Source organism: Rhodoferax sp. (assembly GCF_025354435.1).
Taxonomy (GTDB): domain Bacteria; phylum Pseudomonadota; class Gammaproteobacteria; order Burkholderiales; family Burkholderiaceae_C; genus Rhodoferax_B.
In genome coordinates, this window is the sequence record NZ_JANXMU010000032.1 from 172,719 (window position 1) to 194,525 (window position 21,807).

Annotated in this window: 24 protein-coding genes and 2 pseudogenes; 9 read left to right on the plus strand and 17 right to left on the minus strand. The window is 61.1% G+C overall.

What is annotated here, in order from left to right; genetic code table 11:
* Positions 1-66: 66 nt before the first annotated feature.
* Positions 67-705: a CoA transferase subunit B gene (locus Q0T48_RS08500; RefSeq protein WP_295955061.1), complete on the minus strand. Its 639-nt coding sequence runs from the start codon at positions 703-705 to the stop codon at positions 67-69.
* Position 706: 1 nt separating this feature from the next.
* A complete protein-coding gene (locus tag Q0T48_RS08505; RefSeq protein ID WP_295955065.1) occupies positions 707-1,543 on the minus strand; it encodes a CoA transferase subunit A in 837 nt (278 codons plus the stop codon).
* A gap of 77 nt (positions 1,544-1,620) precedes the next feature.
* Between Q0T48_RS08505 and Q0T48_RS08510 the strand changes: the two genes are divergently transcribed.
* Together Q0T48_RS08510 and Q0T48_RS08515 are read left to right on the plus strand one after the other, a co-directional pair.
* Positions 1,621-2,187 (plus strand): PAS and helix-turn-helix domain-containing protein, encoded by a 567-nt coding sequence (locus Q0T48_RS08510; protein ID WP_295955068.1) that lies wholly within the window; start codon positions 1,621-1,623, stop codon positions 2,185-2,187.
* Between the two features lie 84 nt (positions 2,188-2,271).
* Entirely contained in the window at positions 2,272-2,532 is a 261-nt protein-coding gene (locus Q0T48_RS08515) for an HNH endonuclease signature motif containing protein (RefSeq protein WP_295955071.1), read from the plus strand.
* On the opposite strand, the gene Q0T48_RS08520 is transcribed toward Q0T48_RS08515, so the two are convergent.
* Positions 2,529-3,518 (minus strand): sensor domain-containing diguanylate cyclase, encoded by a 990-nt coding sequence (locus Q0T48_RS08520; protein ID WP_295955073.1) that lies wholly within the window; start codon positions 3,516-3,518, stop codon positions 2,529-2,531. The genes Q0T48_RS08515 and Q0T48_RS08520 overlap by 4 nt on opposite strands.
* A 165-nt stretch (positions 3,519-3,683) precedes the next feature.
* On the opposite strand from Q0T48_RS08520, the gene Q0T48_RS08525 reads away from it, so the two are divergent.
* From Q0T48_RS08525 to Q0T48_RS08545, 5 genes and pseudogenes are all read left to right on the plus strand, one after another.
* Positions 3,684-4,490, plus strand: coding sequence for a GntR family transcriptional regulator (locus Q0T48_RS08525; RefSeq protein ID WP_295955075.1), 807 nt, complete (start codon positions 3,684-3,686; stop codon positions 4,488-4,490).
* A complete protein-coding gene (locus tag Q0T48_RS08530; protein ID WP_295955076.1) occupies positions 4,487-5,290 on the plus strand; it encodes a transporter substrate-binding domain-containing protein in 804 nt (267 codons plus the stop codon). Before Q0T48_RS08525 ends, Q0T48_RS08530 begins: the two co-directional genes overlap by 4 nt.
* Before the next feature lie 25 nt (positions 5,291-5,315).
* On the plus strand, positions 5,316-5,987 hold the full coding sequence (locus Q0T48_RS08535; RefSeq protein WP_295955079.1) for an amino acid ABC transporter permease: 672 nt from the start codon (positions 5,316-5,318) through the stop codon (positions 5,985-5,987).
* Between the two features lie 11 nt (positions 5,988-5,998).
* Positions 5,999-6,652, plus strand: a pseudogene (locus Q0T48_RS08540) (amino acid ABC transporter permease).
* Positions 6,653-6,659: 7 nt separating this feature from the next.
* A pseudogene (locus tag Q0T48_RS08545) lies at positions 6,660-7,412 on the plus strand (amino acid ABC transporter ATP-binding protein).
* Between the two features lie 73 nt (positions 7,413-7,485).
* On the opposite strand, the gene Q0T48_RS08550 reads toward Q0T48_RS08545, so the two are convergent.
* Positions 7,486-7,695: a hypothetical protein gene (locus Q0T48_RS08550; protein WP_295955082.1), complete on the minus strand. Its 210-nt coding sequence runs from the start codon at positions 7,693-7,695 to the stop codon at positions 7,486-7,488.
* 133 nt (positions 7,696-7,828) lie between these two features.
* Here Q0T48_RS08550 and Q0T48_RS08555 point away from each other — a divergent pair, with 133 nt between their 5' ends.
* Positions 7,829-9,229, plus strand: coding sequence for a phospholipase D-like domain-containing protein (locus Q0T48_RS08555; protein ID WP_295955085.1), 1,401 nt, complete (start codon positions 7,829-7,831; stop codon positions 9,227-9,229).
* 161 nt (positions 9,230-9,390) lie between these two features.
* Here Q0T48_RS08555 and rlmB read toward each other — a convergent pair whose 3' ends face one another.
* Positions 9,391-10,125, minus strand: a complete 735-nt coding sequence (gene rlmB / locus Q0T48_RS08560; RefSeq protein ID WP_295955088.1) for a 23S rRNA (guanosine(2251)-2'-O)-methyltransferase RlmB — start codon at positions 10,123-10,125, stop codon at positions 9,391-9,393.
* Positions 10,126-10,226: 101 nt separating this feature from the next.
* Positions 10,227-10,913: an ABC transporter ATP-binding protein gene (locus Q0T48_RS08565; protein ID WP_295955091.1), complete on the minus strand. Its 687-nt coding sequence runs from the start codon at positions 10,911-10,913 to the stop codon at positions 10,227-10,229.
* Positions 10,914-10,967: 54 nt separating this feature from the next.
* Here Q0T48_RS08565 and Q0T48_RS08570 point away from each other — a divergent pair, with 54 nt between their 5' ends.
* A complete protein-coding gene (locus Q0T48_RS08570) occupies positions 10,968-11,552 on the plus strand; it encodes an arylesterase (RefSeq protein WP_295955229.1) in 585 nt (194 codons plus the stop codon).
* 15 nt (positions 11,553-11,567) lie between these two features.
* Here Q0T48_RS08570 and Q0T48_RS08575 read toward each other — a convergent pair whose 3' ends face one another.
* The 11 genes from Q0T48_RS08575 to der form a co-directional block, all read right to left on the minus strand.
* On the minus strand, positions 11,568-11,738 hold the full coding sequence (locus Q0T48_RS08575) for a hypothetical protein (protein ID WP_295955093.1): 171 nt from the start codon (positions 11,736-11,738) through the stop codon (positions 11,568-11,570).
* Positions 11,739-11,770: 32 nt separating this feature from the next.
* Positions 11,771-12,979: a PLP-dependent transferase gene (locus Q0T48_RS08580; RefSeq protein ID WP_295955094.1), complete on the minus strand. Its 1,209-nt coding sequence runs from the start codon at positions 12,977-12,979 to the stop codon at positions 11,771-11,773.
* Between the two features lie 23 nt (positions 12,980-13,002).
* Positions 13,003-13,527, minus strand: coding sequence for a phosphoribosyltransferase (locus Q0T48_RS08585; protein ID WP_295955098.1), 525 nt, complete (start codon positions 13,525-13,527; stop codon positions 13,003-13,005).
* Positions 13,528-13,602: 75 nt separating this feature from the next.
* A complete protein-coding gene (locus Q0T48_RS08590; RefSeq protein ID WP_295955100.1) occupies positions 13,603-14,952 on the minus strand; it encodes an adenylosuccinate synthase in 1,350 nt (449 codons plus the stop codon).
* A 13-nt stretch (positions 14,953-14,965) separates the two neighbouring features.
* Positions 14,966-16,114, minus strand: a complete 1,149-nt coding sequence (locus Q0T48_RS08595) for an ATP phosphoribosyltransferase regulatory subunit (protein ID WP_295955102.1) — start codon at positions 16,112-16,114, stop codon at positions 14,966-14,968.
* A gap of 185 nt (positions 16,115-16,299) precedes the next feature.
* Positions 16,300-16,494, minus strand: a complete 195-nt coding sequence (locus Q0T48_RS08600) for a DUF2065 domain-containing protein (RefSeq protein WP_295955105.1) — start codon at positions 16,492-16,494, stop codon at positions 16,300-16,302.
* Positions 16,495-16,496: 2 nt separating this feature from the next.
* Entirely contained in the window at positions 16,497-17,408 is a 912-nt protein-coding gene (gene hflC / locus Q0T48_RS08605) for a protease modulator HflC (protein WP_295955108.1), read from the minus strand.
* Between the two features lie 9 nt (positions 17,409-17,417).
* Entirely contained in the window at positions 17,418-18,791 is a 1,374-nt protein-coding gene (gene hflK / locus Q0T48_RS08610) for an FtsH protease activity modulator HflK (protein ID WP_295955110.1), read from the minus strand.
* Positions 18,792-18,811: 20 nt separating this feature from the next.
* Entirely contained in the window at positions 18,812-19,981 is a 1,170-nt protein-coding gene (hflX, locus tag Q0T48_RS08615) for a GTPase HflX (RefSeq protein ID WP_295955113.1), read from the minus strand.
* A gap of 107 nt (positions 19,982-20,088) precedes the next feature.
* On the minus strand, positions 20,089-20,343 hold the full coding sequence (gene hfq / locus Q0T48_RS08620; RefSeq protein WP_295955116.1) for an RNA chaperone Hfq: 255 nt from the start codon (positions 20,341-20,343) through the stop codon (positions 20,089-20,091).
* Positions 20,344-20,461: 118 nt separating this feature from the next.
* Complete coding sequence (gene der / locus Q0T48_RS08625; protein ID WP_295955118.1) at positions 20,462-21,802, minus strand: ribosome biogenesis GTPase Der; 1,341 nt, start codon at positions 21,800-21,802, stop codon at positions 20,462-20,464.
* Positions 21,803-21,807 lie beyond the last annotated feature (5 nt).

The following is a 21,807-nucleotide window of genomic DNA, read 5'->3' on the forward strand; positions in this document are numbered from 1 at the left end:
GCTCTTGTTATAAAAAGCATAGCGCTATGTGTAGGCAGTACCTACGCTAGATGGCAATTTAATGCCTTAAATCAGCTTGACGCCGGTTTGGGCTTGCAGGTCTTCCAGGGTGACGCCGGGGGCCATTTCCACCACTTTCAGGCCAGCGGGAGTGACGTCCATCACGGCCAGGTCGGTGATGATGCGGTCCACCACGCCCACGCCGGTCAGCGGCAAGGTGCAGTTGGGCAGAATTTTCAGGTCGGTGGTGCCATCGCGCTTCTTGGCAACGTGCTCCATCAGCACGATGACGCGCTTCACACCCGCCACCAGGTCCATCGCGCCGCCCATGCCCTTAACCATCTTGCCGGGAATCATCCAGTTGGCCAGGTCGCCTTTTTCGCTGACCTGCATGGCTCCCAGAATGCTCAGGTTGACCTTGCCGCCACGGATCATGGCAAAGCTGTCGTGGCTGCCAAAAATGGACGAGCCAGGCAGCGTGGTCACGGTTTGCTTGCCCGCGTTGATCAGGTCGGCATCGACCTGGTCTTCGGTAGGGAACGGGCCGATGCCGAGCATGCCGTTTTCGCTTTGCAGCCACACCTCTTTGTCGGCGGGCACATGGTTGGCCACCAGCGTGGGGATGCCGATGCCCAGGTTCACATAAAAGCCGTCTTCCAGCTCCAGGGCCGCGCGGGCCGCCATTTGGTCTTGGTTCCAGGCCATATCAGGCTCCTTTCACGGGTTGGGTTGGGGATGCGGCCGACACGTCCACCTTGGGGACGGCCAACTCTTCGGTGCTAACTGCAGCAGCCAGTGCAATCACCGCCTGGGCTTCCACCTTGGCGGCAATCGGATCCACTGCAGCCGAGGCCGACAGGGTGCGCTTTTCAATCCGCTTTTCGGGGTTGGCATTGAGCACGATGCGGTGCACGTAAATGCCGGGCAGGTGCACCTGGTCGGGCACCATGCTGCCGGTCTCCACGATTTCTTCCACTTCCACAATACAGATCTTGCCCGCCATGGCGACGGCAGGGTTGAAGTTGCGGGCCGTCAGGCGGAACTGCAGGTTGCCGGACTTGTCGGCGCGGAAGGCTTTGACCAGCGACACCTCGGGCACCAAAGAGCGCTCCATCACATAGGTTTGGCCGTCGAATTCGCGCAGTTCCTTGCCCTCGGCCACCAGGGTGCCGACACCGGTTTTGGTGAAAAAGGCCGGAATGCCCGCGCCACCGGCGCGCAGCTTTTCGGCCAGCGTGCCCTGGGGGGTGAATTCGAGTTGCAGTTCACCCGCCAGGTACTGGCGCTCGAATTCTTTGTTTTCACCGACGTAGCTGGAGATCATTTTCTTGATCTGCCGCGTCTCCAGCAGCTTGCCCAGGCCAAAGCCGTCGACACCTGCATTGTTGGAGATCACCGTCAGGTCTTTCACGCCGGAATCGCGCAGTGCGTCGATCAGCGCTTCAGGGATGCCGCACAGGCCGAAACCGCCCACGGCCATGAGTTGGCCGTCTTGCACAACGCCTTCGAGTGCCTCGGCGGCAGAGGGGAAAATTTTGTTCACACAGTTCTCCGGTTAAAAGATCAAGCGCAACGATACTACCTATTCAGCTACGTAGTTTTTCGTAAAGGGTTTTTCCGATGGCAACCGCAACCGGGGTGGATTACGCACTGGCGTTTGCATTGGCGCCGGTGGGCCTGGTGGTGTCGCGCAACCGCGCCATTGTGGACTGCAACCAGCACCTGTGCGAGATGTTTGGGGCCGACCGCGACCAGCTCATCGGCCAGTCTTTCCAGGTGCTGTACCCCACCGCCGTGGAGTTTGAGCGCACGGGGGCCCGCATCGCGCTGACCATGGATGCCAAGGGCCATTACGCCGATGACCGCATCATGCAGCGCGTGGGCGGGCGGCTCCAGGGCGAGGCTTTCTGGTGCCACGTGATGGGCCGCGCCTTTGACCGCAACGCGCCACACGCCGCCGGGGTGTGGAGCTTTGAAGACCTGTCTTCGCGCCGCCCGGTGCAGGCCGCCTTGACCCCGCGCGAGCGCGAGGTGGCCGCCCACGTGATGACCGGCCTGACCTCGAAAGAAATCGCCAAACTGCTGGGCATCAGCCACCGCACGGTGGAAATCTACCGGGCGGGGCTGATGCGCAAGTACAAAGCCTCTACCACCGCCGATTTGGCGCAGCGCTTGCTGGGTGGGTAGATTTAAGAAAAATCGGCCTCTAGCGTATATTCCACCTGTGCAAGCAGCTATACAATACATAGCAAATCAATCTCTGAGATTTTTATGAGCAGCCTGGGCCTGACGCGCGACAAGATCTATAAAACCGTGGCCCGCCAGCTGCATGGCGTGGTGCCCTGCTGGGTGTGCGGTGAACACGTGCTGCCCGCCGCGGCCACGCTAGAGCACATCCAGCCCCTGAGCGAGGGCGGCAACAGCCACGTGAAGAACCTGGCCATCAGCCACGATGTGTGCAACAACCAGCGCCATGCCACGGGCGTGGTGCCGGTATCGACCGCGCTGCCCGGAAAGGTGCAGCGGGGCTAGCGTACGCCGCCAAACACCCCGCGCGCCACGGATTTGCGGCCCAGCTTGACTTGTTCCATGGCGGCATCGGCGGCCTGGATGATCTGGTCTACGCTGCCGTTGCCGCCCAGCCGCAGCTGGATGCCAATGCTGGCCGTGCAGCGCACATGCAGCGCACCCACCGGGTAATCGCGCTCCAGCATGTCCCAGATTTTGTCGGCCACGGCGTTCACGTGGTGGGCCGCAGAGGGCTCCTTGCCGCCCAAGTCTTCCAGCAGCACCACGAATTCATCGCCACGCACCCGGGCCACGGTGTCGTTTTGCCGGATGGCGGCCATCAGCCGCACCGACACTTCTACCAGCACCTGGTCGCCCACCGTGCGGCCATGCACGCTGTTAACGGCTTTGAAGTTGTCCAGATCAACGTACAGCACCGCAAAGTAAGTGCGCTGCCGACCACTGTTGAGCTGTGCCCGCCAAATCCGGTCGCGCAGCAGCCGCCAGTTGGGCAGGCCGGTCAGGGCATCGTTGAACGCCATGGACTGGATCAGTTCGGCCGACACCTGCTGGCGCGTGGTGTCGCGCACTACCCGCGCCACGCCGGTCCGCCGCCCCTTGGCATCCACCAGGGCCACCAGGGCGATGGATACCGGCACCAGGTTGCCATTCTGGTGCAGGCGCACGGTATCCAGGGTCTGCACGGCGGTGCCCAAAGCCTCCAGCAGTGCGTCTTCCTCCCATTGGCGGTCGGGGGGGATGAGGCGCTGCAGCGTCTGCCCCAGCATTTGCTGGGCGGTGTAGCCAAACATGGCCTCGGCTTTGGGGCTCCAGCTGCGCACCGTACCGTCTGGGGCTTCAAAGCTGATGGCATCTGTGGAGGCCAGAAGCAGCGCATCCAGACGCTGCTGCAGGTGGCCGATGCGTCTGCGGTAGACGGCGTACAGGCCGCCCCCCACCAGCAAGGCGGTCAACAAAACCAGGGCTATGACAGAAGGCTGCAACTGCATGGAACCATCTTAGTGCCGATGCCGCCGTTTTGCCTACCGGCAGGGAATTACACCCAGTGCGGTTCACAGGCATCCCCGAATGGGTGCGCGGGGTGCCGAATCGACACCGAATAGGTGCACGGATCTTGTATATCAGTTGGCACAGTTTCTGCGTAATCCGTGGCAATGACCACCGCCGCCGACATCAGTACCCGCATCATCGAAGCCGTGATGGCGCAAAAACTCGCCCCCGGTGCGCGCCTGGGCGAGCAGCCGCTGGCCATGCTGTTCGACTGCAGCCGCACCATCGTGCGCGAGGCACTCACCCGGCTGGCCGCACGCGGCATCGTCACAGTCAGCGCGCGCCGCGGCTGGTACGTGATTGAGCCCTCGCAAGACGAAGCCCGCGAGGCATTTGAGGCCCGCCGGGTGATCGAAACCGGCCTGATCCGTAGCCTGCAAGGTATTGAAAAGCCCGCCCTGAAGCGTCTCAAACAACACCTGAAGGAAGAGCAGGCGGCCATCAAGGGCAATGACGTGGGCACGCGCAGCTTCCTGCTGGGCGACTTCCATGTGTGCCTGGCCGAATGCCTGGGCAACAGCCTGCTGGCCGACACGCTGCGCGACTTCACCGCCCGCACCACGCTGATCGCCATGCTCTACCAGTACTCGCACAACGCCGAACAGTCCTGCGAAGACCACGTGCAGATCGTCGCCGCCCTGGAAAAAGGCGACACCGCCCTGGCCGAAAAGCTCATGGCCGCCCACATTGGCACGGTGCAGCAGGCGCTGAGATTGCCGGTGGCCACCGACCCGCTGGCCCAACTGCGCGATGCCCTGGCCCCGGTAGGTGCCTCGGCCAAGGCAGCATCTGCGGCACAAGACTTGCGTACAAGATCCCGAAAAGCCAAGCCCTTATTGGGCACTGACACGGGCGCTGGCATTGAATCGCCCCCCGACGACCCATCCACTTACCTAGGAGCCCTGCTATGACACTCTCGTCCACACCGACCCGCCGCCACTTCCAATCTGGCCTGGCCGCCATCGCCCTGCTCGCCAGCCTGGGTGCCCACGCCCAGACTGCCTTGGACGACGTGCTGAAGGCCAAAAAGATCACCATCGCCATCCTCACCGACTTCCCTCCCTACGGCTTTGTCGGTACCGACCTGAAGCCCCAGGGCCTGGACATCGACATGGCCAACTACATCGCCACCAAGCTCGGCGTGGCGGTAGAACTGGCCCCCGTGACCAGCGCCAACCGCGTGGCCTACCTGCAGTCCAAAAAGGCCGACCTGGTGATCTCGTCGATAGGCAAAAACGCCGAACGCGAAAAAGTCATCGACTTCACTGTTGCCTACTCGCCCTTCTTCCAGGCGGTGTTTGCCGCCAAGACCATGAGCATCAAAAGCTTTGCCGATCTGGCAGGCAAGTCGGTGGGCGTGACCCGCGGCGCGATCGAAGACCAGGAGCTGACCAAGCTGGCCCCGTCGGGCACCGACATCAAGCGCTTTGAAGACAACAACGTCACCGTCTCGTCCTTCGTCTCCGGCCAGGTGCAGGTGATTGCCACCGGCGCGTCGGTGGCGGGCAACCTGATGGCCAAGAACCCGCAATTGGGTGCCGAATACAAGCTGCTGCTGAAAGATTCGCCCAACTTCATCGGCGTGGCCAAGGGCGAAGACGCACTGCGCGCCAAGGTCAACGAAATCATCATCGCCGCCAAAAAATCCGGCGATATCGACAAGATGGCCGTCCGCTGGCTGGGCCGCCCCGCTGGCAATTTGCCTGAATAAACCCACCGCCCACCGGAGCTGAGCCATGCGCATCGCATTCGACTTCTACGCCGTACTGGAGCAGTGGCCGCTGCTGGCCAAGGGCATTGTCTGGACGCTGGGCCTGACGCTGATCGCCACGGTGATCGGCGCGGTGCTGGGTATCTCCTGCGCCTGGGTGCGCAGCCAGAATACGCGGGCTCCGCTGTGGCTGCAGGCGCTGGTGGGCGCGTGTGTGGAGCTGATCCGCAACACGCCGTTCATCGTGCAACTGTTCTTCATCTTCTTCGGCCTGCCCGCACTGGGCTTCAAGCTGTCGCCCGAGGTGGCCTCCATCCTGGCCATGGTGATCAACCTGGGGGCCTATGCCACCGAGATCATCCGCGCCGGCATCGATGCCACGCCCAAGGGCCAGATCGAAGCCGCCTCCAGCCTGGCGCTGAGCCAGATGCAGATCTTCACCCGGGTGGTGCTGCCGCCCGCCTTGAAGAAGGTCTGGCCCGCGCTGGTCAGCCAGATCATCATCGTCATGCTGGGCTCGGCGGTGTGCGGGCAAATCTCTACCGAAGAGCTGAGCTACGCCGCCAACCTGATCCAAAGCTGCAATTTCCGCGCGTTCGAGGCCTTCATCATCGCCACCGGCATTTACCTGGCGCTGTCGATGTCGGTGCGCAAGCTGCTGAACTGGCTGGGTCCGCGTTTTGTCTACGGTCGCTAAGGACGCACACCATGGTTGATTTCGCCATTTGGGATATTTTTCGCAACCTGCTGCTGGCGGCACGCTGGACGATAGGCTTGTCGCTGATGGCATTCATCGGCGGCGGCATCGTCGGCGTACTGCTGCTGGTGGCTCGTCTGAGCCAGGTGCGCGGCACCGAGACGTTTGTGGTCGCCTACGTGCAGGTGTTCCAGGGCACGCCGCTGCTGATGCAGTTATTTTTGGCGTACTTTGGCATTGCGCTATTCGGCATCAACACCAGCGCCTGGGTGGCGGCGGCTGCCGCGCTCACGCTGTACACCAGCGCGTTTTTGACCGAGATCTGGCGCGGCTGCGTGGCCTCCATCCCCAAGGGGCAGTGGGAGGCCTCGGAAAGCCTGGCGCTGAACTTCGGTGAGCGGCTGCGCTACGTGGTGCTGCCCCAGGCCGTCAAGATCGCCATCGCGCCCACCGTAGTCTTCCTAGTGTAGGTAATCAAGGGCACGGCGCTGGCCTCGGTGATCGGTTTCATCGAGCTCACCAAGGCCGGCACCATGATCGCCAACGCAACTTTCAAGCCCTTCGTGGTCTATAGCTGCGTTGCTTTGATGTACTTCGCCCTGTGTTTCCCGGTCAGTTTTTACGCCAAATTGTTAGAGAGGAAGATGCATGCAGCCCGCCGCTAAACCCACTATGTCGCCCAGTACAGCACCCGCGATCGTCGAGATCAAAGGCCTGCGCAAGTCCTTCGGTACGAACGAGGTGCTCAAAGGCATCGACCTGCAGGTGCAGGCCGGTGAGGTCATTGCCATCATCGGCAAAAACGGCTCGGGCAAGAGCACGCTGCTGCGCTGCATCAACGGGCTGGAAGTGTTCCAGAGCGGCAGCCTCACGGTGGACAGCAAGCCACTGCTGCACGACAACGCCTTGGCCATGCGGGCGCTGCGCCAGCGCGTGGGCATGATTTTTCAGGGTTTCGACCTGTTCCCGCACCTGACGGTAGGCAAGAACGTGATGCTGGCCCCGCGCCTGGTCAAGCAGCAAGCCGACGATGCAGGCACGGCCCAGGCCAAGAAACTGCTGGCCCGCGTGGGTCTGGCCGAAAAATTTGATGCCTGGCCCGACCAGCTCTCGGGCGGGCAGTAGCAGCGGGTGGCGATTGCCCGCGCGCTAGCCATGGAGCCGGCCGTGCTGCTATGCGACGAAATCACCTCGGCACTCGACCCGGAACTGGTCGGCGAAGTGCTGCGCGTGGTGGAGGGCCTGGCCGACGAGGGCATGACCTTGCTGATGGTGACGCACGAAATGAGCTTTGCCCGCAAGGTGAGCAACCGTGTGATCTTTATGCATCAGGGCCGCGTGCACGAGATGGGCCCGCCGAACGAGCTGTTTGGCAACCCGCAAACGCCGGAACTCAAGCAATTCTTGTCTTCACTGACCGATTAAGCGATTGCTCTTTTATTGATAGCTACTAGCGTAGGCGCTGCCTGCACTAGTAGCTATTTTTACTTAAAAATGCTTAGGCGTATTCGCGCTGAGGTTCGCGCTTGACTTCCAGTTTTGCGTCGTCTTCCTTCTGGATTTGCAGCATCGCGGCTTCCAGCTTGCGGTAAGTGGCCACAAACAAATCCTGGCAGGTGACACGGTGGCCGGTGGAGCTGCGGTCGGCTTCGGTAGAGATCAAGGCCGCGACGATGGTAGCGGTGGGTTGCATAAGTTCGATTCTCATGGCGGATCCTTTCAAAATTAATAATTACATTTAACGCACAAGCCATTTCAATCCTATTTGGGGCGCATGGCAATCGGGTACACACTAGGGTGGCGGCCATCCGCCGTTTCTTTACCTCTGCGACACACCGAAATTGCTACACGATATCTTCACCCGGCAGTGGATTACGCTGCACAGTGCGCTGGTCTTGCTCGGCCTAGGCATCTACATCACCGGCTCCCACACACTCAAGCAGCGCCGCCACCCATCGGCCGCCATCGCCTGGACGATTTCCCTGGTGCTGCTGCCGTACATCGCCCTACCGTTGTACCTGGTGTTTGGCCGCCGCAAGCTGGCCAGCACCCGCCGGGTGCTGAAACCGGTGACCCACACCAGCCCGCAACCAGCTACGGCCCAGGAGCATCTGGCCACCGCCCTGGGCCTGGGTGCGGCCGCCACATTCGAATCACTGGCAATCCACCAGAACGGCCATGAGGCCCGGCACAGCCTGCAAAAGCTGATTGCCGAAGCCCGGCACACATTGGACATCTGCACCTTTATTTTGGGACGGGATGTGCTGGGTGATGCCATCACGGCGCAGCTGCTGCAGCGTACCCGCCAGGGCCTGAAAATTCGCCTGCTACTGGACGGCATCGGCATCTATCTCGGCGGCCACCCGAACCTGAAACGCCTGCGCGCTGCAGGCATCCAGGTGACCTTGTTCGTACCGCCCTTCCGCTCGCCCCTGCGGGGCCGTACCAATCTGCGCAACCACCGCAAAATGGCCGTGGCCGACGGCATCTGGCTCTGGTGCGGCGGCCGCAACCTGGCCGCCGAATACTTTGAAGGCGACACGGTGTCGGTGTTGAAAAAGCCGGTCTGGATCGACCTGAGTTTTGACCTGCAAGGCGACTTGGCTCGGCACGCCCAGCAGCGATTCGAGCAGGATTGGACCTTTGCCACCACCGGCAAAGCCGCCATCGCCCCACCTTGGGTCGCGCCCGACAGCCCCACCGCGGGCCAGCGCGCCCGGCTGGTGCCCAGCGGCCCGGACCAGGCCGACGACACCTTCTACACCCTGCTGGTGTCGGGCTGCTTCACCGCGCAGACCCGCATCCTGGCCGTTACGCCTTACTTTGTGCCCGACCAAAGCCTGCTGATGGCCCTGACCCTGGCGGCACGGCGCGGTGTGGCGGTAAATCTGGTGCTACCGCGCCAGTCCAACCACCGCCTGGCCGACATCGCCCGCCATGCCGCCCTGCGCGAGCTGGTGACTGCCGGAGCCCACATCTGGCTGCTGCCCACCATGGTCCACGCCAAAGCAGTGCTGATCGACCATGACCTGGCGTTGGTGGGCTCGGCCAACCTGGATGAGCGCAGCCTGTTCTTGAACTACGAGCTGATGGTGGCCTTCTACGACCGGCCGGTGGTGCAGCAATTTGCCGACTGGATCGGGCAACTCCAAAGCCGCGCCCTGCCCTACCAACCCAAGCCGCCCAGCCTGCGGCGGGAGCTGGTCGAGGGCTTGGTGCGGTGGGTGGCTTTTCAGCTGTGATCCAAAATGTGCTAGGGCTGCAAGAGACTTGTCAACTGCTTAAATAACAAGCAGCGCAAGGTTTACCCTTATAGATCAAGGGTTTACCCTCTCTATTCTGGCCAATTACAGAGTTATCCCCAAAGTTATCCAGTGCAACCGGGGAGAACTTTTACAGCCAGTTACAGGCGTTGGCGCAGTGCTTCGTACAGGCACACGCCACTGGCCACCGATACGTTCAAGCTCTCTACCGCGCCGTGCATGGGAATGCCGACCAGCTCGTCGCAGGTCTTGCGGGTGAGTTGGCGCATGCCGTCGCCTTCGTTGCCCAGCACCAGCGCCACCGGGACCTTCAGGTCCACCTGGTACAGGGTTTTGGGAGCGTTGTCGCTGGTGCCTATGCACCAGATGCTTCGTTCTTTGAGTTCACCCAGGGTGCGCGCCAGGTTGGTGACCATGAAGTACGGCACCGTCTCGGCCGCGCCGCTGGCCACTTTGGCTACCGTAGCGTTGATGCCTGCGGCATGGTCCTTGGGGGCAATCACCGCGTGGGCACCGGCACCGTCGGCCACGCGCAGGCAGGCACCCAGGTTGTGCGGGTCGGTCACGCCATCGAGTACCAGCAGCAGTGCGGGTTCGGTCAAGCTGTCGAGCAGATCGTCGAGCGAATGCACTTGCGGAATGTGCTCCACCCGCGCCGCCACGCCCTGGTGGCCATGGCTGCCGCACAGCTTGGCCAGGCGCATGCTGTCGCCCTCGATCAGGCGGGCACCGGCCTCGTTGGCTTTTTCCAGGAACTGGCGCATACGCGCATCGCGCCGGGTGGGCTCGTAATAGATTTCGATGATGGATTGCGGCGCGGTTTTCAGGCGCACGCCCACGGCATGGAAGCCGAAGAGAACTTTAGGGGAAGACATGGGGAGATTATCGACGCTGGCGCGCCCCCTGCGTCACACTATTCTTTTGATAGCTCTTGGTGTAGGCAGTACATGCGCTAGAAGCCTATTTCTTATAAATTTCAGGCGTGGGCGATCTGGCCTGCTTCGATGGTGATGCGGCGTTCGCACTGGGCGGCAATGCCACGGTCGTGGGTCACCAACACCAAAGTTGTGCCCTGTTCGCGGTTCAGCTCGAACATCAACTCCATCACCTTTTCGCCGGTGGCAAAGTCCAGGCTGCCGGTGGGCTCGTCGGCCAGCAGCACAGCGGGCTGAACCACGAAGGCCCGCGCCAGAGCCACACGCTGCTGCTCGCCGCCGCTGAGCAGCTTGGGGTAGTGGCCCAGGCGTGCCCCCAGGCCCACGCGCTCTAGCATCTCTGTGGCGGCTTTGCGGGCATCCTTGCGGGCGGCCAGCTCCAGCGGCAGCATCACGTTCTCCAGCGCGGTCAGGTTGCCCATCAGCTGGAAGCTCTGGAACACAAAGCCCATCTTTTGCGCCCGTACTGCGGCACGCTGGTCTTCGGTCAAAGCAAAAATATCCTGCCCGGCCACGCGCACCGTGCCCTGGGTGGGCGTGTCCAGCCCGGCAATGATGGACAGCAGCGTGCTTTTGCCCGAACCCGACGCGCCAACGATGGCCACAGTCTCCCTGGGCGCGAGTGAGAAATCGATATCGCGCAAAATAGCCAGAGACCCGGTGGAATCCGTGACGGATTTGGAGATGTGTTCAACCGCAATGACGGCACCGGTGGACAGAGTTGGCATGAAAGGCTTTGAGTTTTGAAACGTAGACACTTTATCGCGCTAGCGACCCTGGTCCTGGCCGTAGGGGCATCGGCCGCCCAAACACCCTCCATTTTGGTGGTGGGCGACAGCCTGAGCGCCGAATACGGCCTGGCCCGCGGCACCGGCTGGGTGGCCTTATTAGAAAAACGCCTGGCCGACGAAAAAATCACCGCCACGGTGCATAACGCCAGCATCAGCGGCGATACCACGCCCGGTGGCCGCGCGCGCCTGCCCGCCCTGCTGACCAGCGTGAAGCCCAGCGTGGTGGTGATTGAGTTGGGCGGCAACGATGCCTTGCGCGGCCTGCCCTTGCAGGGCACCGAAGACAATTTGCGCACCATGACCGAAGCAGCCCAAAAAGCCGGGGCCAAGGTGCTGCTGGTGGGCATGCAGGTGCCGCCCAATTACGGACGCGACTATGCCGACCGCTTCAGTGGCCTGTTTGCCAAGGTTGCCAAGGGGGAGAAAGCCGCGCTGGTGCCGTTTCTGCTGAAAGGCGTTGCGGATGTGCCGGATGCGGTAAACCTGTTCCAGCCGGACCGCATCCACCCCAAGGCGGAAGCGCATCCTACGTTGCTGAACAACGTGTGGCCGGAGCTGAAGAAGCTGTTGAAGTAATCAGGATCCCGGTGATCAGGATTCGGTAGGTGCCTCGGGCGGTTGGCCGTCTACAGGGGTGCTGCCATCCTCGGGCGCATGCTCGTCGTGCTTGCGTTCGCTTTTGGATTTGAGCTTATCCTCTTTCTTCTTCTTCTTGGCCAGCTCTTTTTGGCGCTTTTCGTATCCGTAATTAGGTGTTGCCAAGGTCTTCTTCTTTCAAATAATGAAGAGACACTTTAACAGCTTGCAACCATCTGTTGAAGCGCTTGCGCCAAGTCGGCTTGCAGATCCACCACCGACTCCAATCCCACCGCAAAGCGCACCAAGGTACCTTGCGCAATGCCCGATGGCCACTTCTTGCGCATGCTGGCCAGCTCGTACGGCACTACCAGGCTCATGGGGCCGCCCCAGCTGTAGCCGATCTTGAAAAGCTGCAGGGCATCGCAAAACGCATCGACCTGCGCCACCGTGTACTTGGCATCCAGCACCACACTGAACAAGCCTGCCGCCGCATCCGTACGGCACAGCGTGCGCCAGTGGGCGTGCCCCGGCGAGTCAGGCAAAGCCGGGTGCAGCACCTGCGCAAATGCGGGTTGTTGCATACACCACTGCGCCAACGTACGGGTGGCGGCATCGTGCGCGTGGTAGCGCAGCGCCATGCTGGACAGGGAGCGTAGAACCAGCTCTGCATCATTGGCCCCCACGGCCAGCCCGAGGTGCATGTGGGTGCGCTGGATCTTGCGGTGCAAGGCCGGGTCGCGGGTGATGACGCTGCCCATCAGCACGTCACCGCCGCCACTGGGGTATTTGGTCAGGGCGTGGGCCGAAATATCTACGCCTAACGCCGGGCTGGTGCCGGGCAGCAGATCGAACGGGTTAAAGGCCAGGCCTGCGCCCCAGGTATTGTCGAGTGCGCAGACCACACCGCGGTCGTGGCAGATGCGCACCAGGGCGGGCAAATCAGGGAACTCCAGCGTGACCGAACCGGCGGCTTCAACCCAGACCAGCCGCGTGGTATCGGTGATTTTGGCGGCCAGATCGGCCGGATCCATCGCGTCGTACACCTGGGTGGTGATACCCCAGCGCGCCAACTGCCCATCGGCAAACGATTTGTTGGGGCCATAGACGTTGTCGGGCACCAGCATGCTGTCGCCGGTCTTGAGCAGGGCCAGGGCCACATTGGCAATCGCCGAGAGCCCGCTGGGCACCAGAACGCAGTATTTTCCGCCCTCTATGGTGCACAGGCGCTCTTCCAGCTGGTAGGTGGTGGGCGTGCCGTGCAGGCCGTAGGTATAAGCGGATTTGTCCTTCCAGTCGCGTTCGCGCATGGCGGCAACGCTAGGGAAAATGACGGTAGAGGCTTTGAACACCCCCGGCTGCGGGGCCGCAAAATCAGCCGGTGGTTGGTACGGGTGATGGATGAGTTGGGTGGTCAGGTCAGGCAAGCTACATCTCCGTCAAACGTGCATCAAAGCTTCCACTTTTCCATCAATTGTTCTGGGCGCAAGGCATCGTAGCCTTCGAAAGGCTGGTGGATCCACGGGTTGGTAGGCAAAAACTCCACCGAGTAGTCGGGGGTGAATACCGATACTGCCTTGGTCCAGACCACGGCGCTGCGCAGCTCGGTGATGGGCGGGTAGTTGGTTTTGAGCTGCTCAATCACCGAACGCAGGGTGTGGCCGGTATCGGCCAGATCGTCCACCAGCAGCACTTTGCCGGCAATCTCTCCCTTGGGCGTGGTGATGAAACGGGCGATGTCCAGCGTGCCCTGCTGCTTGCCGGCATCTGCGCGGTAAGAGCTGGTGGACATGATGGCCAGCGGCTTGTCGAAGATGCGCGACAGCACGTCGCCAGGGCGCAAACCACCACGCGCCAGGCACAGGATGGTGTCGAACTGCCAACCTGACTGGTGCACTTTGAGCGCCAGTTTTTCGATCAGGTTGTGGTACTCGTCATAACTCACGTACAGGTGCTTACCGTCTTCTGTCAACATGGGAACTACTCCTGAAACTATAGCTACTCGCATAGGCACTAATTGCGGTGAGTGCCTATTTTTTATAAATTTAACTTACGCTTGGTAAGGGTGCTTCAGCAGGATCGTGTGGTCACGGTCCGGGCTGGTGGACACCATCGCGATGGGCACGCCGGTCACCTGCTCGATGCGGCTGAGGTAGCGCTTGGCGTTAACCGGCAGCTTCTCGTAATCCGTCACACCAACCGTGGAGTCGGTCCAGCCGTCGATGGCTTCGTACACCGGCACGCAGCGGGCAATGTCGTCCGCGCCCATGGGCAGGATGTCGATGAGTTCGCCGTCCAGCATGTAGCCGGTGCAGAGTTGCAGCACGTCAATGCCGTCCAGCACGTCCAGCTTGGTGATGCACAGACCGCTCAGGCCATTGACCTGGGCGCTGCGCTTGAGCAAGGCCGCATCGAACCAGCCACAACGGCGACTGCGGCCGGTGGTCACACCTTTTTCTGCGCCGATGGTGCTCATGTGGTAGCCAGGGGTGCCGGGCTTTTCCCATTCAAGTTCGGTGGGAAACGGGCCGCCGCCAACGCGGGTGCAGTAGGCCTTGGTGATACCCAGGATGTAGTGCAGCATGCCCGGGCCCACGCCGGAGCCTGCCGCCGCGTTACCGGCCACGCAGTTGCTGGAGGTGACGTACGGGTAGGTGCCATGGTCCACGTCGAGCAACGTACCCTGCGCGCCTTCAAACAACAGGTTGGCACCGGCGGCATGGGCATCGTTGAGCTCACGCGACACGTCGGCCATCATGGGCTTGAGCAGCTCGGCGTGGCGCATGGACTCGGCGTAGACCGTGTCGAAGTCGATAGCCGGGGCGTGCAGGAACTGGGTCAGCACGAAGTTGTGCAGCTCCAGCAGTTCGCGCAGCTTGTTGGCAAAGCGCTCGGGGTATTTCAAATCTTGCACGCGCAGTGCGCGGCGGGCGATTTTGTCCTCATAAGCCGGGCCAATGCCGCGGCCAGTGGTGCCGATCTTCTCGGTGCCACCCTTTTCGCGCAGGCATTCCCGGGCTATGTCGATGGCCGCGTGGAACGGCAAAATCAACGGGCAGGCTTCGCTGATGCGCAGGCGCGAGCGCACTTCCACACCGGCTTTTTCCAGGCCTTCGATTTCTTCGAACAGCTTGGCCGCCGACAGCACCACGCCGTTGCCGATGTAGCACTTCACACCCGCACGCATGATGCCGCTGGGGATCAGGTGCAAAGCCGTTTTCACGCCGTTGATGACCAGCGTGTGGCCGGCATTGTGGCCGCCCTGGAAGCGCACCACGCCCTGGGCGCTCTCGGTGAGCCAATCGACCAGCTTGCCTTTGCCTTCATCGCCCCACTGCGTGCCAACGACGACGACATTGCGACCTTTGGTCACTGCGGCTAAATTGTTTTGGGTGTTCATCTCAGAAATTTTCTTAAATAGCTTGCACGATCCACTGGCCCGCAGCTGGGATCAGCATGCGGTCGCAATGGAATTCATCAACTTCACTTTCGTGGCCAGGCAGTATGCAGACCACGGTTTCGCCCTGCGCCCGCAGCGCGGCAATGGCACCACGCAAATCTGCCGCATGGCCCCAGGGTGCACGGATCGCCGCACGCAGCGGGCGTGCGCCCACCGCGCCCACGACCTGCTTCAGGTCCAGACTAAAACCCACTGCCGGGCGGTTGCGGCCAAATACCGCACCCACTTCGTCATAACGGCCGCCGCGGACCAGGGCGTCGCTGGCACCTTGCGCATAAATCGCAAAGCGGGCACCGCTGTAGTAGGCATACCCACGCAGATCAGCCAAATCAAATGTGACCGGTGTGTCCTCTAGCTGCGCCGACAACCATTGCAGGTCGCGCAGAGCATCCTGGATGGCCGGCAAGGCAGGCAGCACGCGCTGAGCGGTCTGCAAGATGCTGGCATCGCCATAGAGCTGCACCAAAGCCAGCACGCCATCGCGCGAAGCTTTGGGAAAATCCTGGCACAGGCTGGCGAGTTCGGTCGCATCCTTGTTGGCCAGCGCGGCATGCACGCGGGCCAAATGTTCGGGTGAGAGCGCCAGATCGGCCAGCAGCGCCCGCGCTATACGGGCATCGCCCATATCCACAGCCAGACCCTGCACATTGGCGGCCCGCAGGCAATCCAGCGACAGCTGCAGGATTTCCAGGTCGGCTTCCAGCCCAGCATGGCCGTAAATTTCGGCCCCCAGTTGCAACGGCTCGCGAGTAGCATGCGGACGGTCGGGCCGGGTGTGCACCACCGGGCCGCAGTAGCACAGGCGCGTGACACCCCGACGGTTCAACAAATGGGCATCGATGCGGGCCACCTGCGGTGTGGTGTCGGCCCGCAAGCCCATCATGCGACCCGAAAGCTGGTCTACCAATTTGAAAGTTTGCAGGTCCAGCGCTTCGCCGGTGCCAGTGAGCAAGGATTCCAGGTGCTCCAAGAGCGGCGGCATGACCAGTTCATAGCCATAGCCACGGGCGGCATCGAGCAGGGCGCGACGCAGTTCTTCGATGTGCCGAGCCTCGGAAGGCAGAACATCGGCAATGTGATCCGGGAGGACCCAAGCAGACATGGAGTTTTGGGAGGCTGTTAAAAAAGAGATTTTACCGGGCTGAAACACTGGGTTTCAAAACCATGACAGGTTTTGACCAACATCGCCCCGAAATACCGCAGAACCGGCTCCGCAGGAGCGCCGGTATTACCCTCTTTAAAAGGGTTAGTGCTGCCAAATGCAATGGGCAACCCTAAGGATGTTCGTCAGCTCACCAGCCAGAGGAGCAATAGGCCGGCGACGATGCTACACAAGCCAAAAAAGCGCAGTTGGCCATCTTGCAAGGCTAACATTTGCTGGAACACGCGCCGCCAGCCGCCCGGCGACAGAAGTGGCAACAGCCCTTCTATCACCAGCACCAGAGCCAGCGCAGCCCAAAGGCTATTGCCTGCGTCTTCCAAGATTACTTCTTAGCCGGTGCGGCAACCGTATTACCGGTGCTGCCGCTGCCACGCATGGCTTTGAAGAAGTCAGAAGATGGGTCGAGCACCATCACATCGCTCTTCTTGCTGAAGCTGGATTTGTAGGCATCCAGGCTGCGGTAGAACTGCGCAAAACTCGCATCCTTGCCAAACGAATCGGCGTACAGGCGGGAAGCCTCGGCATCACCCTCGCCCTTGATTTTTTGCGCATCGCGGTAGGCGTTGGCAATCGTCACTTCGCGTTGCTTGTCGGCATCAGCTCGGATTTTTTCGCCTTCGGCTGCGCCCGTGGAGCGCAACTCGTTGGCCACGCGCTTGCGTTCGGCTTCCATGCGGCGGTATACCGATTCGGTGATGGCCTCCACGTAGTCCACGCGGGTGATGCGCACGTCCACCACATCCACGCCCCAGGGTTTGGCACCCTGCACGGCTTCCAGCACTTCACGTTTCACATCGGCCATTAAAACTTCGCGCTTGAGCGACAGCAGGTCTTTCACCGTGTGCTTGTTGACTTCCTCTTGGAAGGCATTGCGAACCACGCGGTTGAGCTGGTTGGCACCGGCGTTTTCATCCAGACCCACGTTACGAATGTAGTCCGACGGAGCTGTGATGCGCCAGCGTACATACCAGTCGATCACCACACGTTGCTTTTCTGCCGTCAACACGGGCTCGGCATCGGTGCTGTCCAGCGTCAGCAGGCGTTTGTCGAGGTAGCTGACGTTTTGGAACGGCGGCGGCAGCTTGAAGTTCAAGCCCGGCTCGGTGATCACGTCCTTGATCTGGCCCAACGCATAGACCACACCAAACTGGCGCTGGTCCACCACAAACAACATTGAGCTCAGCAGTGCCAGCACCACTAGCAAGGAAGATCCAATAAAACCAATTCTGTTCAAAACATTCTCCTAGCGTACGTCGCGGTCGCGCGAGCGCGAAATATCGCGCGAACGGGCATCGTTAGACAAAGAAATAGGTGCAGCAGGTACCACCGGTACGGCGGTAGTTGCGTCAGCAGGGACCGTTGCAGTCGCCCCCGTCTGGCCCGACATCTGCATGATTTTGTCGAGTGGCAAATACAGCAGGTTAGAACCTTGGCGCGAGTCCACCAGCACCTTGGTCACGTTGCCGTAAACCTGCTGCATGGTGTCCAGGTACATCCGGTCGCGGGTGACCTGCGGAGCTTTTTGGTATTCGGTCAGTACCGAGCGGAATCGCTGTGCGTCACCATCGGCCTGGGCCACGATGCGGGCCTTGTAGGCTTCGGATTCTTCTTTCAGGCGCGAAGCGGAGCCCACGGCACGGGGCACCACGTCATTGGCGTAGGCTTGCGCGTCATTTTTGGCGCGCTCACGCTCTTGGCCAGCTTTGAGCACATCGTCAAACGCAGCTTGCACCTGTTCAGGTGGACGCACACCGCTTTGCTGCATATTGATGCCGACCACTTCGATACCGACGTTGTAGCGGTCCAGAATGGTTTGCATCAAGGTGCGCACGCGGGGGCCGATCTGGTCGCGCTCATCGGCCAGTGCCGAGTCCATCTTCATCTTGCCGACCACTTCGCGCACTGCGGTTTCGGCCGCTTGCACGACCGCACCGGTGGGGTCCTTGCTTTCAAACAAGAAAGCGCGGGCATTGCTCAAGCGGTATTGCACGGCAAATTTGATCTCGACGATGTTTTCATCTTCGGTCAGCATGGCCGATTCGCGCAGGCCGGTGGCCTTAATGATGGAGTCACGCCCCACATCGACGGAGCGGATCTGCGTCACAAACACCAGTTCGTGGCGCTGAATCGGGTACGGCAGGCGCCAGTTAAAACCGGCACCCACGGTCGATTTGTACTTGCCAAACTGGGTAATCACCGCCTGCTGGCCTTCTTGCACGATGAAGAAGCCTGTGCCCAGCCAGATCAACACCACCACGGCAGCGATCAGGCCTACGCCGATACCGGCGCTCTTCAAGTCGGGTTGAAAGCCGCCACCAGAGCCGCCATTGCCACCGCCGTTGTTGCTGTTATTCGGACGTTGACCGCCCTTGGCACCGCCAAACAGGCCACCCAGTTTGCGGTTGAAATCACGCCACAGCTCGTCCAGATCGGGTGGACCCTGGTTCGGACCCTGGCCTTTGTTGGGCGTATTTTTAGCAGGTTCATCCGGTTTGGGTGCACCGTCGGCTTCTGACTTGTCGTCGCCACGGCCCCAGCGGGGATCGTTCAGATTGAACATGCCCCGGATGCGGCCCGGCAAAGCGGCCAGGTTAAAAGTCCGTAAGTTGAGATTCATTCGCGCAAGTCTCTTGGTTGTCATTCGTCTATTGTGCCCAATCGGGCAGCATCCTCATTCCATTCAGGGTATTGGGTTGCTGCATCCGCGATAGGTATTTTGGCGATCGCCAGCTCCGCCAGCTTCAGACGCAGCGCGGGCAACCCCTCGCCGCTCTGGGCACTTAAAAATATCCGAGGGACCGGCTGACCGTCCACCTCAAACATGTCTTGCAGTTGGAGCGGCCAACGGGCTTTATCAAGTGCATCCAGCTTGTTAAACACCAGCAACTGGGGCACATCGGCTGCACCAATCTCGCGCAGCACCAGGGCGACCTCGGCCATCTGCTCGGGAAAATTCGGGTTGGACGCGTCCACCACGTGCAGCGACAGATCGGCATCGGCGGCCTCTTGCAGCGTGGCGCGGAAGGCATCCACCAAACCGTGCGGCAGATCGCGGATGAAACCCACGGTGTCCGACAACGATACCGAACGCCCGGCCTCGCCCAGATAGAGCTGGCGGGTGGTGGTATCCAACGTGGCAAACAACTGGTCGGCGGTGTAGGTACGGGCCTTCACCAAGGCATTGAATAGCGTGGACTTGCCCGCGTTGGTGTAGCCCACCAGCGAAATGGTGAACGCCTCGCGGCGGGCACGTTGGCGGCGCTGGGTGCTGCGCTGCTTCACCACTTTGGCCAACCGCTCTTTGGTGCGTTTGATGGATTCACCCAGCATGCGGCGATCCAGCTCGATTTGTTTTTCGCCGGGGCCACCGCGCATGCCGATACCGCCGCTTTGCCGTTCCAGATGCGACCAGCGGCGCACCAACCGGGTGCTCAGGTACTGCAGCCGCGCCAGCTCAACCTGCAATTTGCCTTCGTGGCTGCGGGCGCGCTGGGCGAAGATGGTCAGGATCAGCATGGTCCGGTCGTTAACCGGCAATTCGCAATGGCGTTCCAGGTTGCGCTGCTGGGCGGGGCTGAGGCTTTGGTCGAACAAAATCTCGGTCGCGCCGTGCATTTGCGCCAACAGTTTGATTTCGTCGGCCTTGCCGCTTCCGACAAACAGGGCCGCATCGGGTGCCTGGCGCTTGCAGGTGATGCGGGCCACGACGCGCATGCCAGCGGTATCCGCCAGCAAGCCTAGCTCTTCGAGCTCTTTGTCAAAATGGGGAGTGCCTAGATCAACGCCGACCAGAACGGCCAACGGCATGTCAGGAGTATCAGCAGAACTCAAATCGGGATGTAGGTAAGGAAAAGAGGCTGTGGTGGGCCGGACACCGAAACAGGCACCCAGCCACCAAGAGGATGAACCGCGGATTAAGCCGCTGGCTCTGCTGCCGTCGTGTCGTCTGCAGCCGAGAAATTGACTGCGCGACCGGGGACGATGGTAGAGATAGCGTGCTTGTAGACCATTTGGGTCACGGTATTGCGCAACAGCACAACGTACTGGTCAAAAGACTCAATCTGGCCTTGGAGCTTGATGCCGTTGACGAGGTAAATCGACACGGGTACATGCTCACGGCGCAAGGTATTGAGAAATGGGTCTTGAAGAAGCTGCCCTTTATTGCTCACGATATTCTCCGTGTTGTGAAGATGTTAAAGAAGATATGGACCTTACCACAGGGTTACCCGCAAGCGCCCCAAAATAAGGGAAGCCCCCATTGAATTGCGGAGACTTGGCTGTGCTGTATCAGTCGTCTTTGTCGGAATAGGGATTGGCCGCCGACTTCATCTGGATACGCAGCGGTGTGCCCGTCAGGTTAAAAGCCTTGCGGAAGCGCCCTTCCAGGAAGCGCTTGTACGCCTCGGTCACATGCTCCAGCGAATTGCCGTGGATGATGATGATGGGCGGGTTCATGCCGCCCTGGTGGGCGTAGCGCAGTTTGGGGCGGAACATACCGGCGCGCTGCGGGCTCTGGAAAGCCGTGGCCTCCAGCAGCAAACGCGTCAACACTGGGGTGGACATCTTGCACATGGCCGCTTGGTGGGCTTGCAGAATCGAGGTCCACAGCGGGCCCAGGCCCTGGCGCTTGATGGCCGAAATAAAGTGCATGGAAGCAAACTTCAAGAAAGCCAAGCGCGTCTCGATGGAGCGCATCACCAACTGGCGCTGGTAGGCATCGATTGCATCCCATTTGTTGATCGCCAGCACCACCGAGCGGCCGCTTTCCAGGATGTAGCCCGCAATGTGGGCATCTTGGTCGGTCACGCCTTGGGTGGCGTCAATCAGCAGCAGCACCACGTGGCAAGTCTCAATGGCCTGCAGGGTCTTGACCACCGAGAATTTCTCAATGGCTTCAAAAACTTTGCCCTTGCGGCGCAAACCGGCGGTATCGATCAGCTCAAACTTGTGGCCGTTGCGCTCGAAGGGCACGCTGATGGCATCGCGGGTGGTACCAGGCATATCGAACGCAACCAGGCGCTCTTCGCCCAGCCAAGTATTGATCAGGGTGGACTTGCCCACATTGGGGCGGCCGGCCACGGCCAGTTTGGTCACGCCAATGTCTTCGGCTTCGACCTCTTCGTCCGGGTCGGCCAGGTTCAAGGGGGCCAGCGCCAGATCGACCAAGTCGCGGATACCTTGCCCGTGCGCGGCCGAAATCGGGTACACCGCGCCCAGACCCAGTTCGTAGAACTCGATCAACTGGTGGCCTTCGGTCATGCCCTCGGCCTTGTTGGCCGTCAAAATGCAGGGCTTGCCCAGGCGGCGCAGGTACTTGGCGATGTCGTAATCTTGCGCAGACAGGCCACCCCGGGCATCGACCACAAAAATCACCACATCGGCTTCGGCCACGGCCTGGCGGGTCTGCTTGGCCATCTCTTTGTAGATGCCGCTGTCCGCATCGGGCTCGAAGCCGCCGGTATCGATGACGATGTATTCGTGCTTGCCCTGGCGGCCATTGCCGTAGTGGCGGTCGCGGGTCAAACCGGCGAAGTCCGCCACGATCGCATCACGCGTCTTGGTCAGGCGGTTAAAAAGGGTGGATTTGCCCACATTGGGGCGACCGACTAAGGCCAAAACTGGTTTCATAGGAT

Excerpts from the sequence above, each read along its gene's own strand:
- Q0T48_RS08500 (WP_295955061.1), bottom strand. The coding sequence starts at position 705 with ATGGCCTGGAACCAAGACCAAATGGCGGCCCGCGCGGCCCTGGAGCTG.
- Q0T48_RS08510 (WP_295955068.1), top strand. The coding sequence starts at position 1,621 with ATGGCAACCGCAACCGGGGTGGATTACGCACTGGCGTTTGCATTGGCG.
- Q0T48_RS08515 (WP_295955071.1), top strand. The coding sequence starts at position 2,272 with ATGAGCAGCCTGGGCCTGACGCGCGACAAGATCTATAAAACCGTGGCC.
- Q0T48_RS08520 (WP_295955073.1), bottom strand. The coding sequence starts at position 3,518 with ATGCAGTTGCAGCCTTCTGTCATAGCCCTGGTTTTGTTGACCGCCTTG.
- Q0T48_RS08525 (WP_295955075.1), top strand. The coding sequence starts at position 3,684 with ATGACCACCGCCGCCGACATCAGTACCCGCATCATCGAAGCCGTGATG.
- Q0T48_RS08530 (WP_295955076.1), top strand. The coding sequence starts at position 4,487 with ATGACACTCTCGTCCACACCGACCCGCCGCCACTTCCAATCTGGCCTG.
- Q0T48_RS08535 (WP_295955079.1), top strand. The coding sequence starts at position 5,316 with ATGCGCATCGCATTCGACTTCTACGCCGTACTGGAGCAGTGGCCGCTG.
- Q0T48_RS08550 (WP_295955082.1), bottom strand. The coding sequence starts at position 7,695 with ATGAGAATCGAACTTATGCAACCCACCGCTACCATCGTCGCGGCCTTG.
- rlmB (WP_295955088.1), bottom strand. The coding sequence starts at position 10,125 with ATGTCTTCCCCTAAAGTTCTCTTCGGCTTCCATGCCGTGGGCGTGCGC.
- Q0T48_RS08565 (WP_295955091.1), bottom strand. The coding sequence starts at position 10,913 with ATGCCAACTCTGTCCACCGGTGCCGTCATTGCGGTTGAACACATCTCC.
- Q0T48_RS08585 (WP_295955098.1), bottom strand. The coding sequence starts at position 13,527 with ATGTTGACAGAAGACGGTAAGCACCTGTACGTGAGTTATGACGAGTAC.
- Q0T48_RS08590 (WP_295955100.1), bottom strand. The coding sequence starts at position 14,952 with ATGAACACCCAAAACAATTTAGCCGCAGTGACCAAAGGTCGCAATGTC.
- Q0T48_RS08595 (WP_295955102.1), bottom strand. The coding sequence starts at position 16,114 with ATGTCTGCTTGGGTCCTCCCGGATCACATTGCCGATGTTCTGCCTTCC.
- hflK (WP_295955110.1), bottom strand. The coding sequence starts at position 18,791 with ATGAATCTCAACTTACGGACTTTTAACCTGGCCGCTTTGCCGGGCCGC.
- hflX (WP_295955113.1), bottom strand. The coding sequence starts at position 19,981 with ATGCCGTTGGCCGTTCTGGTCGGCGTTGATCTAGGCACTCCCCATTTT.
- der (WP_295955118.1), bottom strand. The coding sequence starts at position 21,802 with ATGAAACCAGTTTTGGCCTTAGTCGGTCGCCCCAATGTGGGCAAATCC.